This is a genomic window from Marinobacter guineae, assembly GCF_002744735.1.
Classification (GTDB): domain Bacteria; phylum Pseudomonadota; class Gammaproteobacteria; order Pseudomonadales; family Oleiphilaceae; genus Marinobacter; species Marinobacter guineae.
The window spans coordinates 625,807-639,469 of the sequence record NZ_KZ319339.1; the positions used below are offsets into that span (position 1 = coordinate 625,807).

A 13,663-nucleotide genomic window follows, 5' to 3' on the forward strand; every position below is an offset into this window, starting at 1 on the left:
TTTCAACAAGCAAGGTCGGATTACGCCAAAGGCTAATCCGTACCTACTAGCTTTGATTTGCTTCGCGATATCGATTGGTTAGACAGAGCGCTTTGGGGTGGGGCTTCCGGGAATGTGGCTGGCCAGGGACGGCCAGCCTCAAGCGCACAGGGATGTGCTCGTAGCGGTTCCCGGAAGCCCCACCCCAAAGTGCGAACACCCCGAAATCATTAGGCTACCGGGCAAAACGCTCAGAGATCCGCCAGGCTGCCCCGGACAATCTCGGTGATTTTCGACCAGTCTTTAGCGGCCACGACATCCGCAGGGGTCAGCCAGGTGCCACCCACGGCCTGGACGTTGCTGAGGGCCAGGTAGTCTGCTGCGGTGTTGCGGCGAATGCCGCCGGTCGGGCAGAAGGTGACGTCCGGGAAGGGCCCGCCGAAGGCTTTCAGGGCAGGGATACCGCCGGCCACTTCGGCTGGAAAGAACTTGAACTCCCGGTAGCCCAGATTGTAGCCAATCATCAGCTCGGAAATAGTGGCAATACCCGGCAGCAGAGGGGCTTCCGAGGTCAACGCAAACTCCAGGATGGCCTCGGTAACACCCGGGGTAATCACAAACTGGGCACCTGCGGCTTCGACTTGTCGGTATTGGGTGATACTGGTTACGGTGCCCGCACCTACCCACGCGTCCGGGATGGCTTTTCGGACTTTTTCGATGGCGTTGATACCGTGCTCGGTTCGCAGGGTGATTTCAAGAACGTTAATACCACCATCAACCAGTGCCTGACACAGGGGCACGGCGTCGTCAATATCGTTAATGGTGATCACCGGTACCAGAGGGGAGGAATTCAGTACCGCCCGGACGCGCTCGCGATGATAATCGGAAAGTCGGCTCATAGTCTTCTCCTAATCAATTCAAGGCGTTCAGGGGCTCCAGAACACCTGCAGGCCGGGTTTCAGGAAGGCCCTGATGGGCATCTCCATCACGCTGTCCAGATCCGAAACGGCCTTTTTAAGGGTATCCAGTTTATCCTCACCCTTGAGATGCAGCGCCGTGAATCGTGCGTCTCTCAGTGGTGGCCAGGTCAGGGTAATACGCTTTTGAGGCTGCGATGCCGGCGTCGCAACCGAAACAATTTCCTGGCACTCCGGATTCATGGCGCAGGCCAGTTCCGGGGCGTCCGGAAACAGGGAGGCCGTGTGACCGTCGTTACCCATGCCAAGAATCAGTACGTCCAGTGGCAAAGCCAGGTCGGCCAACTCAGCTTTCACTGCTTCAAGCCCTTCTGCGGGCGTGGCACCGGGTTGTTTTAGCGACAGGAATCGCGCCGGTGCCGCGTGGTTCCGCAACAGGTTGTCCTTAACCAGGCGGGTATTGCTCGTAGGGTGGTCTTCCTCTACCCAGCGCTCATCCGCCAGCAGAACGTCTACCCTGCCCCATTCGAGATCCTTATCAGACAATGCCTTGAAGAATGGCAGGGGTGTGGAGCCCCCGGAAACAACAAGACTGGCCCGGGGCACATCTTTCAGGCGTCTGGCCAGAAATTCAGCAACGGCATCAGCAAGATTGAGGGCAACTTCCTCCGGAGTTTCACCGAACCGGGCCCGGACGCCTTCAGGCAACTGCAGATCAGACGTCTTCATACCAGCTCCTCCCATCCCGGGTAATCATGGCGATGGAGGCAACAGGCCCCCAGGTTCCGGCAGCGTAGCGCTTGGGCGGTTCGCCACCGTCTCTCCAGTTCTGAATAATCTGGTCCACCCAGCGCCAGGCGTATTCCACTTCATCCCGACGCACAAACAGGTACTGGTTACCTTTCATAACTTCCCAAAGCAGACGCTCATAGGCATCGGGAATACGGTCAGTATCGAAGGTTTCGGAGAAGGTCAGCTCCAGCGGACCCTGGCGCAGGCGCATGCCCTTGTCCAGCCCCTGATCCTTGGTGAGAATTTTCAGGGACATGCCCTCATCCGGCTGCAGGCGGATGATCAGCTTGTTGTTGGCCAGGTGCTTCTGGTCCGGATCAAAAATGTAGTGCGGCGCCGGCTTGAAGTGAATGATGATCTGGGAAATCTTCTCCGGCAGGCGTTTACCGGTCCGGATGTAGAACGGCACACCGGACCAGCGCCAGTTATCGATCTCCGCTTTCAGAGCGACAAAGGTTTCCGTGGCGCTACCCTTGTTGGCCCCCTCCTCTTCCAGGTATCCAGGGACAGGTTTGCCGTTGCTGGTCCCGGCTGTGTATTGACCACGGACCACGTAACTTTCCATCATATCCGGAGTAATCTGACGCAGCGCCTTAAGGACTTTCACCTTTTCATCCCGGATACTGTCTGCGGACAGATCCGAAGGCGGGTCCATGGCAATCAGGCATAGCAGCTGCAGCAGGTGGTTCTGGATCATGTCGCGAATCTGGCCGGCCTTGTCGAAATAGCCCCAGCGGCCCTCGATGCCGACACTTTCCGCTACTGTTATTTCCACGTGGGATATGTGGTTCTGGTCCCACTGGGACGCAAACAGATTGTTGGCAAACCGCAGGGCAATCAGGTTCTGAACCGTTTCCTTGCCCAGATAATGGTCAATACGGAACAACTGGTTCTCGTTGTAGACCTCACCCAGCTCATCATTGATAACCTTTGAAGACTCAAGATCATGCCCGATCGGCTTCTCGACCACCACGCGAGTCTTTTCGGTGCAGCAACTTGCTGACCGGAGGTTCCTGGCGATGACGCCGTACATGGATGGCGGCGTGGCCATGTAAACGATAAGTTCGTTGTTGACGTCATCACGCCACTCGTTAAGCACATTGAAACCGTCCGGATCAGTGAAGTCCAGAATCTGGTAATCCACCCTCTGTAGAAAGGCTTCTGCTACTGTTGCGTCGAACTCTGCCGGTTTCACATGCTGCTTCAGCTTTTCGAGCAACTGTTGGCGCACGGTTTCGGTATCTGCATCGCTACGGGCAATGGCAAGTACCCTGCTGCCATCCGCCAGCAGGTTCGCACGCTCGAGCTGGTACAGCGCAGGGAACAGTTTGCGCTGGGCGAGGTCGCCCAGCGCTCCGAATAGCATCAGGTCACAACGGGTAGTAATCTTGTTGACCATTGGTTCCTTCTCTCTGATGGGCGGCCCGGGGAGAATTGCCCGGACAGAGTTTAATGTAGTAATTTTAAACAAATAATGACATCCGAAAATGGTTTTTCCAAGAAAAAACTGCATTCTGTGATACTTTTACTACCCCAAACACCGCGAAAAAGCGGTATAATCAGCGCGTTTTTACGATAATGACCGCCCAAGATTCAGGGAGTACCATTGATGGCCGCGAACCAGGCGCACCGTGACGACAACCTGCTTGAGGACATCCAGTCCCGGCTGGACAGCCTTAACAAATCCGAGCGAAAGGTGGCAGAGGCCATTCTCCGGGACCCGAGTGCGGCGACCCGTTACAGCATAGCCGCTCTGGCCAGGGCCGCGGATGTCAGCGAGCCAACGGTTAACCGTTTCTGCCGGGGCTTCTCAGCCACCGGGTTCCCGGACTTCAAGATCCGCCTGGCGCAAAGCATTGCCACCGGCACCCCCTACATCGGTCAGAATATAGAGCCCGACGACACGGTTACCGAATTCGCCGACAAGATCATGCTCAGCACCATTGCCAGCCTGGATAAGGCCCGGCAGGCACTGGATCCGAAAGCTCTGGCCACCGCCATCGACTATCTGATTCAGGCCAAGCAGATCAATTTCTTCGGCATGGGCGGCTCCGCGTCTGTGGCACTGGACGCCCAGCACAAGTTCTTCCGCTTCAATATTCCCGTGATGTCCTACGACGATGCCCTTATGCAACGAATGGTTGCCGCAGGCTCCAACGTCGGCGACATTATCGTGCTGATTTCCTACACCGGCCGGACCCGGGAAACGGTGGAGATTGCCCAGCTGGCTCGCGCCAACGGGGCCACTGTGATCGGCATCACCAATCCGGACTCGCCCCTGGCGGAAATATGTACGGTGGTATTGGGTGTTACCGCGCCAGAGGACACCGAGGTCTACATGCCAATGTCGTCCCGTATCATTCATCTGACCGTTATCGACATTCTGGCAACCGGCGTAACCCTGAAGCGCGGCGCGGATTTCCTCGGCCATCTGAAGAAAATCAAGGAAAGCCTCAAGCCCACCCGGTTCCCGCCGAACTAGTCTTCGCAGACGACAAATAAAACCTGAGCTCGAAAAGAAAACAGATCTATCCAAAAAACAAAAGGCCCGGGCAGGATGCGCCGGGCCTTTTGTTTAATCCGAGGCGCCAGACGGCACCCTCTTACCACTGAACTCTTACGGGCGGTCTACTTCCGCCTGATTCCTCAGGAACTGCTGGTAGGCCGCATATTCCCGCTGCCCTTCAAGCGATGCCAGGAAATCACGAAGCTGGCTCAGTTCCGGACTGTCCTCCGCAACCTCGCCGTCTTTTACCGCTTCCAGTGCAATGACGAAGGCGGAATTCGCCGTCACCGTTTTGCCGTAGCGGGCTTCACCTTCATCCGGACGCGACAGCGAAAACGCTTGCTGCATCACAGCCGGGGCTGCTTCGGAGGAATTACGGGCCAGGCTTTCGAAACTGGCCCATTCCGCCTCGCTCTCAACGGGCTCTCCCGCCTCTAGTTTCGCTATGATAGCATCCGCCCTTTCAACAAGTGCTTCACGGGTCTTGCGCTGTTCCAGCGTCGCCCGGATAGTCTCACGAACCTCTGCCAGAGGCAGCTGCTCCGCCTCGTGGTATTCGCGAACCCGTGCCACCACGGACACGTTATCACCCACATCAATCAGCTCGGTGTTGTAACCAGCCTCCAGCACATCTTCGGAGAACAGCTGCCGAACCAGGCCCTCGTGATCAAACGGTGCCTGACCGCCTTCCCGGGTGATTGCTTTGGCTTCACGCACTTCCAGCCCAAGTTCCTCTGCAGGTCCGGCCAGGTCGTCTGCCGCGTAGGCAGAATCCGCAAGCTGGGCCCGAACCTCGGCAAACCGCTCGTTGGCCTTGTCACGCGCGAGCTCGCGGCGCAACTGATCTTCAATCTCTGCCAGCGGCGGAACCTCTGACTGCCTCACGTCTTCCAGCCGAATCAGGTGAACCCCGAACGACGACCTTACCGGCTCGGAAATTTCACCTTCCTCAAGTGCGAACAGCGCTTTTTCAAAGGCTTCATCGTAAATGCCCCGACCAGCATAGCCAAGGTCGCCACCCGCTTGCGCCGAGATGGTATCGATGGAATATTCCTTAGCCAGGTCAGCAAACGACTCGCCGGCTCCCAGACGCTCCTGGATGGTCGCCATCGTCTGGTCGGCCTCGCTGCCCTCTTCGATCAGGATATGGGAAGCCCGGCGTTCCTCACTGGCCAGATCAGCGGCACGTTGCTCGTAATAGGCCTGGAGTTCCTCGTCGCTGATCTCTAAGTTCTCAGCCAACGCTCCCAGGGAGAGCGTGATGTACGCCGCATCCACCCGTTCAGGCTGCTGGAACTCACCTGAGTTCTGCTGGTAGAACTCCTCAACCTCAGAATCGGTCACTGAAACGTTGGCTTCAACCGCACTGGCAGGAATGTCGAGAACCCGAAAACTCCGAGTCTGATTCTGGATACGTAAAAGCTGGACCGCATTCTCATCAGCAACAACAGCGCTCTGGATGATGCCTGCCCTGATCTGGTTGAGAACATACTGCTTTCGCATTGCCTCACGGAATTCTGTGACGCCCATCCCCATATTGCGAACCGTGGCAACGAACCGATCACGATTGAACTGACCGTCTACCTGGAACTGGGGCATCTGGGTGATCAGCGCGTCAATGTCAGCGTCGTTGAGCGCAAGACCCTGGGCATTGGCATCCTGAATCAGAACCTGCTCCCGGATCAGGGAATCGAGAACGTCTCTACGAATCTGGTCTTCATTGAGCAAGGACGGATCGGGGGTTTCCATTGCGGACAGCCGGCGCTGGCTTTCCATCTGGACCACGCGGAGAAACTCCCGCTCAGTAATATCCTCGCCATTGACGGTTGCCACTTCAGGCTCGCCAGAGAATCCGCCGATAATGGCGTCCATTCCCCAGATGGATAGCGACAAAATCAAAAGACCAACAATGATCTTGGCAATCGTGCCCTGGGCATTTTCCCGAATATCTTGAAGCATGTTTCTCCCGAATCCCTGTTCAAGGTCGTGCAGTGTTGTTGGTTTCAGCGTGCTGTTACGGGCCGGCTTAACGTAAAAAGGCGCACCCGGTTCGGAATGCGCCTTGAATTCTTCTTGGGTGGCTCCCTGTGACAGGAACCACCGGAGAAAGAACCGTTACTTAACGGCGTCTTTCAGGGCCTTGCCTGCTTTGAACCCAGGCACTTTGGAGGCCGGAATCTTGATCTCGGCACCAGTCTGGGGGTTACGACCGGTACGAGCAGCACGCTCTTTAACGGAGAAGGTACCAAAACCGATCAGAGTTACCTGATCGCCTTTTTTAAGGGCACCGGTGATGGAGTTGGTCATTGCATCCAGAGCACGGCCAGCGGCGGCTTTGGAGATATCTGCGGACTCTGCAATTGCATCGATAAGTTCGGACTTGTTCACACTAAACCCCTTCGATTTCAGGTTGAAGATGTTATAGGTTGGTTTGTTTTTTCTCGGACGTTCTCGACTATCGCATAAGCGGTCGGAGAATTCCATTCTTCAGTTTTCTTATTCCTTGCGGCATTAAACCGGTGATTGGAATAGGCACTTACTGCGCGGGAGCCCTTGGTATTGGCTGCTTCACGGCGAAACAGTTATACCAATGGGCTCTCTGGCATGTCAACAACTCATCAAGGCTTTAATGTGTATTTATGCGTTCTGACGCATCGCCTTCCTCATCACGCGCCTTGCCCGAACCGGTTTCCGGTGATGATTCCTCAGCCCGCGGCTCAGGCGGATAAGCCAGTGCTATGTCCAGAACTTCATCAATCCACTTCACCGGGCGAATCTCCAGGGATTCCTTGATATTATCCGGTATCTCCTTGAGATCCCTGACATTCTCGTCCGGAATAATAATTGTCTTGATGCCTCCGCGGTGCGCTGCCAACAGTTTTTCCTTGAGCCCGCCAATGGCCAGCACGCGACCTCTCAGGGTGATCTCACCGGTCATTGCCACGTCAGCCCGGACCGGAATCTTGGTCAGTGCAGAAACCAGTGCCGTGCACATGCCAATACCTGCACTCGGGCCGTCTTTTGGTGTTGCGCCTTCGGGAACGTGGACATGAAGATCGTGCTTCTCATGGAAGTCATCGGCAATTCCAAGACCCGGTGCCCGGCTACGAACAACCGTCAACGCAGTCTGAATTGACTCCTGCATGACATCACCGAGGGAACCGGTTTTTACCACACGGCCTTTGCCCGGGGTGAGCGCGCACTCAATGTGAAGAAGCTCGCCGCCCACCTGGGTCCAGGCCAGGCCGGTTACCTGACCGATCTCGTTTTTCTCCTCAGCCAGGCCGTATTTGAACTTCTTGACCCCTGAGTAGTCCTCAAGCATCTCTTGCGTTATCTCTACAGAGGCCTTGTCGCCACTCTCAACGTGATTACGCACCACCTTGCGACAGATCTTGGCGATCTCGCGCTCAAGGCCGCGAACGCCTGCTTCGCGAGTGTAGTAACGGATCAGGTCCCGAAGCGTTTCCTCCGGCAACTTCAACTCATCCTTACGCAGCCCGTTGGCCTTGATCTGCTTGGGCAAGAGGTAACGCAGGGCGATGTTGACCTTCTCATCCTCGGTATAACCCGGAATGCGGATGATCTCCATCCGGTCCAACAAAGCCGGTGGAATGTCCATGGAGTTGGAGGTACACACAAACATCACATCGGAAAGGTCATAGTCCACTTCCAGATAGTGATCGTTGAACGTGTGGTTCTGCTCCGGATCAAGCACCTCAAGCAGAGCTGACGCCGGATCGCCCCGGTGATCCATACCCATCTTGTCAATTTCATCAAACAGAAACAGCGGGTTCTTCACACCGACCTTGGCCAGCTTCTGCAGGAGCTTGCCCGGCAGCGCGCCAATGTAGGTTTTCCTGTGGCCGCGAATTTCCGCTTCATCCCGCACACCACCCAACGCCATACGGGTATATTTGCGGTTGGTAGCACGGGCGATGGACTGTCCCAGTGAGGTTTTACCGACACCGGGAGGGCCGACCAGACAAAGTACCGGGCCTTTCACCTTCTTCACACGACTCTGAACGGCCAGGTATTCCAGGATGCGCTTCTTCACCTCATCCAGGCCGTAGTGATCCCTGTCCAGGATTTCACGGGCTTTCTCAATGTCATGACGAACACGGCTGCGCTTTTTCCAGGGCACCGCCAGCATCCAGTCGATGTAACCGCGAACCACGGTGGCTTCCGCAGACATGGGTGACATCATCTTCAGCTTGTTCAGCTCTGTTTCTGTTTTCTTGCGAGCTTCTTCAGGCAGGCCGGCTTCTTCCAGCTTCTGTTCAAGCTCTTCGAAGTCATTATTGCCTTCACCCAGGTTACCCATTTCCTTCTGGATAGCCTTCATCTGTTCGTTCAGGTAGTACTCGCGCTGACTGCGTTCCATCTGCTTTTTCACACGGCCACGAATACGCTTTTCGACTTCAATCAGGTCGATCTCACCATCAAGCTTGCCGAGCAAAAGATCAACGCGCTTGCGGATATCCAGCGCCTCCAGGAGCTCCTGTTTCTCCGGAATACGCATCTCCAGATGAGCGGCCATGGTATCGGCCAGGCGCTCAAGTTCCTCTATTCCGGTCAGGGCATTGGACACTTCTGACGGCACCTTTTTGGAGAGCTTCACGTATTTTTCGAACTCGTCCATCAAGGTCTTGATGAGCACCTCTTCCTCGCGCTCTGGCAGACTCTCTTCATCCATCAAAACGGCGCTGCCTGATAGATATTCGCCTTCGGTGATGTCACTGATGGTCGCGCGGGCGTTGCCCTCAACCAGCACCTTCACGGTGCCGTCCGGCAGCCTGAGCATCTGCAGTACGGTGGCCAGGGTACCCATATCAAATACATCCCTGGGGCCCGGCTCATCTGTGGAAGCATCCTTCTGGGCGACCAGAAGAATTTCCTTGCTTCCTTCCATTGCGGCTTCCAGAGCCTGAATGGATTTTTCTCGGCCCACAAACAGGGGGACCACCATGTGCGGAAACACCACTACGTCTCGCAGCGGGAGCAGCGGGTATTCGTGCACGGCATTTTCGGGTATCCGGGTCATAGGGAATCCTCTGACGATATTTCTTTCAGCATATCACCCTTCATTGGGGCGACCGTGAAAATTGCAATCTTTTTACCAAACGACACAGGCCAGGAATATCGCGATACAAAACGCGAAAAGGGGCGTTTCCGCCCCTTTTCAGTTCAACTGTTGAGCAAGGATCAATCCTCTGGAACCGCCTTGGCGTGATCACTGCTTGCGTAGATCTTGAAGGGCTCGGAATCCCCGTTGATCACGCTCTCGTCAATCACAACCTTGGTCACGTCATGCTCAGATGGAATCTGGTACATGGTATCCAGAAGCGTTGCTTCCATGATCGACCGCAACCCGCGGGCGCCGGTTTTCCGCACCATCGCCTTCTTGGCAACCGCCCGCAACGCATCGTCCCGGAAATCCAGCTCGACACCTTCCATATCAAACAGCTTCTGATACTGCTTGGTGAGGGAGTTCTTGGGCTCGGTCAGGATCTGAATCAGCGCCTCTTCATCAAGCTCGTTGAGCGTTGCAACCACTGGCAGGCGACCAACGAACTCAGGAATCAGACCGTATTTGACCAGGTCCTCGGTTTCCACATCCTTAATGATATCACCGGTGTTCTTGGCGTCGTCCTGACTGGCCACTGACGCGGAGAAGCCAATGCTGTTCTTCTCGGTGCGCTCACGAATAACCTTGTCCAACCCGGCAAAGGCGCCGCCACAGATAAACAGCATGTTGCCGGTATCCACCTGCAGGAATTCCTGCTGCGGATGCTTCCGCCCTCCCTGGGGCGGAACCGAGGCAACGGTGCCCTCGATCAGCTTCAGCAACGCCTGCTGCACACCTTCACCCGAAACATCCCGGGTAATAGAAGGATTGTCTGACTTGCGGGAAATCTTGTCGATCTCATCGATGTAAACAATACCCCGCTGGGCCTTATCGACATCGTAGTCACATTTCTGCAGCAGCTTCTGGATGATGTTCTCGACATCCTCACCGACATAACCTGCTTCAGTCAGCGTTGTGGCATCGGCAATCGTGAACGGGACATTCAGCATGCGCGCGAGGGTCTCTGCCAGCAGGGTCTTGCCGCTACCCGTTGGACCGATCAGCAGAATATTGCTTTTGCCGAGCTCAACGTCACCCTTGCCTTCGCCATAACGAAGACGTTTGTAGTGGTTGTAAACCGCAACCGATAGCACCACCTTGGCGCGATCCTGACCAATCACATACTCGTCGAGGGTTATGCGGATCTCGGCCGGTGTAGGAAGGCGATCGCTAGGCTCTTCCTGTGCATTTTCCTGGATTTCCTCCCGGATAATGTCATTGCACAGGTCAACGCACTCGTCGCAGATGAACACCGAGGGCCCTGCAATGAGCTTACGGACTTCATGCTGGCTCTTTCCACAAAACGAGCAGTAAAGCAACTTGCCGTTATCGTCGCCCCTGCCGTTTCTTTCATCTGCCATTGAAATACCTCTGATCTCGTTTTGCCGGCGTTACAGCCTGATACACCGGCCAAGTATGATGCGATTACTTCCAGTATTATTTATTCGGTACGCGCTTATCAAGTATAGAATCAATCAGCCCATAGTCTTTCGCCTGAGTCGGATCCATGAAGTAGTCACGGTCCGTATCCTTGGCGATCGTCTCCAGATCCTGCCCGGTATGATGGGCCAGGATTGAATTCAGGGTATGCCGAATCTTGAGAATCTCGCGAGTGTGGATCTCGATATCAGTCGCCTGGCCCTGGTAGCCGCCCAACGGTTGGTGAATCATCACCCGGGAATTCGGCAGACACGCACGTTTGCCAGCAGCGCCACCGGCGAGCAGGAATGCGCCCATACTGGCCGCCTGGCCGACGCACAGAGTGGCCACATCCGGCTTGATGAACTGCATGGTGTCGTAGATGGACATACCCGCAGTCACGGAGCCCCCCGGGCTATTTATATAAAGGTGGATGTCCTTGTCCGGATTTTCCGATTCCAGAAACAGGAGCTGAGCCACGATCAGATTTGCCATGTGGTCTTCTACCGGACCCACCATGAAAATCACCCGCTCTTTGAGCAGGCGGGAATAAATATCGAACGACCGCTCACCGCGAGCTGTCTGTTCAATAACAATCGGTACCAGTCCGGAATTGGTAACCATTGCGGGACCATCAATTGGTTTCTGCGTCATGATGCGCCTGAACTCCTTATGGACAATGGGTCGTGGACTCGCGCCACGGCAGTTTCAGTAATGCTATACCCTATACTTTGCCAGCAGCGGCCCCAGATGAAAACAGCCGGGCATGCCGGCTGTATTGAGGGATCGGCCAACAGGGGCGGAATTAATCCACCCCTGGGGCAAATCAGCGCTGGGGTTGACCAGCCTGCACGGCCTCTTCGTACTTAACCTTCTTTTCTTTCACGTCCGCCTGCTCAAGCACGTGGTCAACAACAGCATCTTCCAGTACGGAGGACTCGATCTGAGACTTCTGCTCCGGATTGCTGTTGAAGTGTGCAACAACCTCCTCAGGCTGTTCATACGTAGACGCGATTTCCTGGATCTTCTCATCCACTTTCGCCGGGTCTGCCTTCAGGTCATTCTTCTTGACCACTTCCTGGAACAGGAGACCGGTCTTGACGCGGCGCTCAGCCTGCTCCTGGAAAATCTCCTTGGGCAACTGCTGGAAATCGACCTGACCACCAAAGCGCTGAACGGCGTCCTGACGCAGACGGTCAATCTCCTGGTCCACCAGGGCAGCCGGGATGTCCAGCTCGGTGGTTTCGAGCAGGCCGTCAACGACGTCGTTCTTGACCTTGTTGGATACCGCCTGCTTGAGCTCGCGCTCCATGTTCTTTTTAACTTCTTCACGGAAGGCTGCTTCATCTTCGGCATCAATACCGAACTTCTTGAAGAACTCGGCATCCATTTCCGGCAGTTGGGGCTCTTCTACCTTGTGAATCTTGATCTCAAACTTGGCCGGCTTACCTGCCAGATCCTCGTTGTGATAATCCTCCGGAAAGGTCACTTCGATTTCCAGGTCCTCACCGGCCTTGCCGCCGACGATTGCCTTTTCGAAGCCAGGAATCATCTGGCCGGAACCGAGAGTCAGACGATGACCTTCAGCGGAACCACCCTCGAACTCTTCACCGTCGATAGACCCTTTGAAATCGATGGTCAGCACGTCCTTGTTCTTGGACTTGCGCCCGACTTCTTTCATGGTGGCCTGCTGACGGCGCAGGTTGTCGATCATGTTGTCGACGTCTTTGTCGGTGATTTCAGAGGTCAGCTTTTCAACAGAAATCTTACTCAGATCGCCCAGCTCGATTTCCGGAAGTACTTCGAAAATGGCAACGAACTCAAGGTCCTTGCCCTCTTCCATGGTCTTCGGCTCAAACTTCGGCCAGCCCGCAGGATTGATATCCTGCTCCTGCAGTGCCTTGATGTAGTTGTCGCGCATTACCTCGCCGACGATTTCCTGGCGGACGCTGTCACCGAAACGACGCTTGACCACGCTCATGGGCACCTTACCCGGACGGAAACCATTAAGACGCACGGTACGCGCGGTTTCCTGCAGGCGTTTCTGGACCGCCTGGTCGATTTCCTGGGCGGGCACACCAATCGTCATGCGACGCTCGATGTTGGAGGTCGTTTCAACAGACACTTGCATGGAAGATCCTCAAATTACAGGTTCGGTATGTGAATGAAATTAAACCTAAAAGTCCGGTTTCGGGGGAATTCCCGCAAAGGACCGAAAATTAAAAGCCGGTAGTTTATCATGCTTTGCCCCGCCGAGAGAATCACCTGGCAAGGCACTTTGAACCGCATCTCTGATAAGACCGGCAAAAACCACTAAAGACCAGAGTTGGGGACGAAACCGGAAAAAGAAAGGCGAACTGACAAAAAGAAAGGGGTGGTGCGCGAGGAGAGACTCGAACTCTCACGGGTTGCCCCACTGGAACCTAAATCCAGCGCGTCTACCAGTTCCGCCACTCGCGCACAACGGGATGAGGAATAACCGATAGCAAGACTGCCATCAATACATTCACCAAACGCGGAATCAAATCTGAAAGAAAAGTGGGGTGGACGAAGGGGATCGAACCCTCGACCGCAGGAGTCACAATCCTGAGCTCTACCAACTGAGCTACGTCCACCACATCAGGACCTACCTTTCGGTATTTTTCAGTCGACGACAGAGTCGTCAACAATTCAACTTTGCCGGTTACGGTCGCTCCGGCGCGGACCAAGCCGACGACTTGATGGCGCGCCCGGCAGGACTCGAACCTGCGACCACCCGCTTAGAAGGCGGGTGCTCTATCCAGCTGAGCTACGGGCGCTTGACCGTTCGCCCACCTGAATATCCAGAAAATGGTCGGGGTAGAGAGATTCGAACTCCCGACATCCTGCTCCCAAAGCAGGCGCGCTACCAGACTGCGCTATACCCCGATTGAACTGAACAAC

The 13,663-nt window shown here is 55.4% G+C and carries 10 protein-coding genes and 4 tRNA genes; 1 reads left to right on the plus strand and 13 read right to left on the minus strand.

What is annotated here, in order from left to right:
* Window positions 1-230: 230 nt before the first annotated feature.
* The 3 genes from CLH62_RS02835 to zwf are packed head-to-tail and all read right to left on the minus strand — an operon-like array spanning window position 231 to window position 3,087.
* Window positions 231-878, minus strand: a complete 648-nt coding sequence (locus tag CLH62_RS02835) for a bifunctional 4-hydroxy-2-oxoglutarate aldolase/2-dehydro-3-deoxy-phosphogluconate aldolase (RefSeq protein ID WP_099616627.1) — start codon at window positions 876-878, stop codon at window positions 231-233.
* A 27-nt stretch (window positions 879-905) separates the two neighbouring features.
* Window positions 906-1,625: a 6-phosphogluconolactonase gene (gene pgl / locus CLH62_RS02840; RefSeq protein WP_099616628.1), complete on the minus strand. Its 720-nt coding sequence runs from the start codon at window positions 1,623-1,625 to the stop codon at window positions 906-908.
* Window positions 1,612-3,087 carry a glucose-6-phosphate dehydrogenase gene (gene zwf, locus CLH62_RS02845; protein WP_099616629.1) on the minus strand — a complete coding sequence of 492 codons (1,476 nt, stop codon included), beginning with the start codon at window positions 3,085-3,087 and terminating at the stop codon, window positions 1,612-1,614. Before zwf ends, pgl begins: the two co-directional genes overlap by 14 nt.
* A 210-nt stretch (window positions 3,088-3,297) precedes the next feature.
* Here zwf and CLH62_RS02850 point away from each other — a divergent pair, with 210 nt between their 5' ends.
* Window positions 3,298-4,170: a MurR/RpiR family transcriptional regulator gene (locus CLH62_RS02850; protein ID WP_099616630.1), complete on the plus strand. Its 873-nt coding sequence runs from the start codon at window positions 3,298-3,300 to the stop codon at window positions 4,168-4,170.
* A gap of 135 nt (window positions 4,171-4,305) precedes the next feature.
* Here the strand turns inward: CLH62_RS02850 and CLH62_RS02855 are convergent, their stop codons facing one another.
* The 10 genes from CLH62_RS02855 to CLH62_RS02900 form a co-directional block, all read right to left on the minus strand.
* The gene (locus CLH62_RS02855) at window positions 4,306-6,153 is read right to left on the minus strand and encodes a SurA N-terminal domain-containing protein (RefSeq protein ID WP_099616631.1); all 1,848 of its coding nucleotides are present in this window, start codon (window positions 6,151-6,153) and stop codon (window positions 4,306-4,308) included.
* Between the two features lie 156 nt (window positions 6,154-6,309).
* The gene (locus CLH62_RS02860; RefSeq protein WP_008174603.1) at window positions 6,310-6,582 is read right to left on the minus strand and encodes an HU family DNA-binding protein; all 273 of its coding nucleotides are present in this window, start codon (window positions 6,580-6,582) and stop codon (window positions 6,310-6,312) included.
* 238 nt (window positions 6,583-6,820) lie between these two features.
* Entirely contained in the window at window positions 6,821-9,238 is a 2,418-nt protein-coding gene (gene lon, locus CLH62_RS02865) for an endopeptidase La (protein ID WP_099616632.1), read from the minus strand.
* 161 nt (window positions 9,239-9,399) lie between these two features.
* On the minus strand, window positions 9,400-10,683 hold the full coding sequence (gene clpX / locus CLH62_RS02870) for an ATP-dependent Clp protease ATP-binding subunit ClpX (RefSeq protein WP_099616633.1): 1,284 nt from the start codon (window positions 10,681-10,683) through the stop codon (window positions 9,400-9,402).
* A gap of 76 nt (window positions 10,684-10,759) precedes the next feature.
* On the minus strand, window positions 10,760-11,395 hold the full coding sequence (gene clpP / locus CLH62_RS02875; RefSeq protein WP_099616634.1) for an ATP-dependent Clp endopeptidase proteolytic subunit ClpP: 636 nt from the start codon (window positions 11,393-11,395) through the stop codon (window positions 10,760-10,762).
* A gap of 172 nt (window positions 11,396-11,567) precedes the next feature.
* A complete protein-coding gene (gene tig, locus CLH62_RS02880) occupies window positions 11,568-12,872 on the minus strand; it encodes a trigger factor (protein WP_099616635.1) in 1,305 nt (434 codons plus the stop codon).
* A gap of 244 nt (window positions 12,873-13,116) precedes the next feature.
* A tRNA-Leu gene (locus tag CLH62_RS02885) sits at window positions 13,117-13,201 on the minus strand.
* A 79-nt stretch (window positions 13,202-13,280) separates the two neighbouring features.
* Window positions 13,281-13,356: transfer RNA gene (locus CLH62_RS02890), tRNA-His, on the minus strand.
* A gap of 106 nt (window positions 13,357-13,462) precedes the next feature.
* Window positions 13,463-13,539: transfer RNA gene (locus CLH62_RS02895), tRNA-Arg, on the minus strand.
* Between the two features lie 32 nt (window positions 13,540-13,571).
* Window positions 13,572-13,648 (minus strand) — tRNA-Pro (locus tag CLH62_RS02900).
* Between the last annotated feature and the right edge of the window lie 15 nt (window positions 13,649-13,663).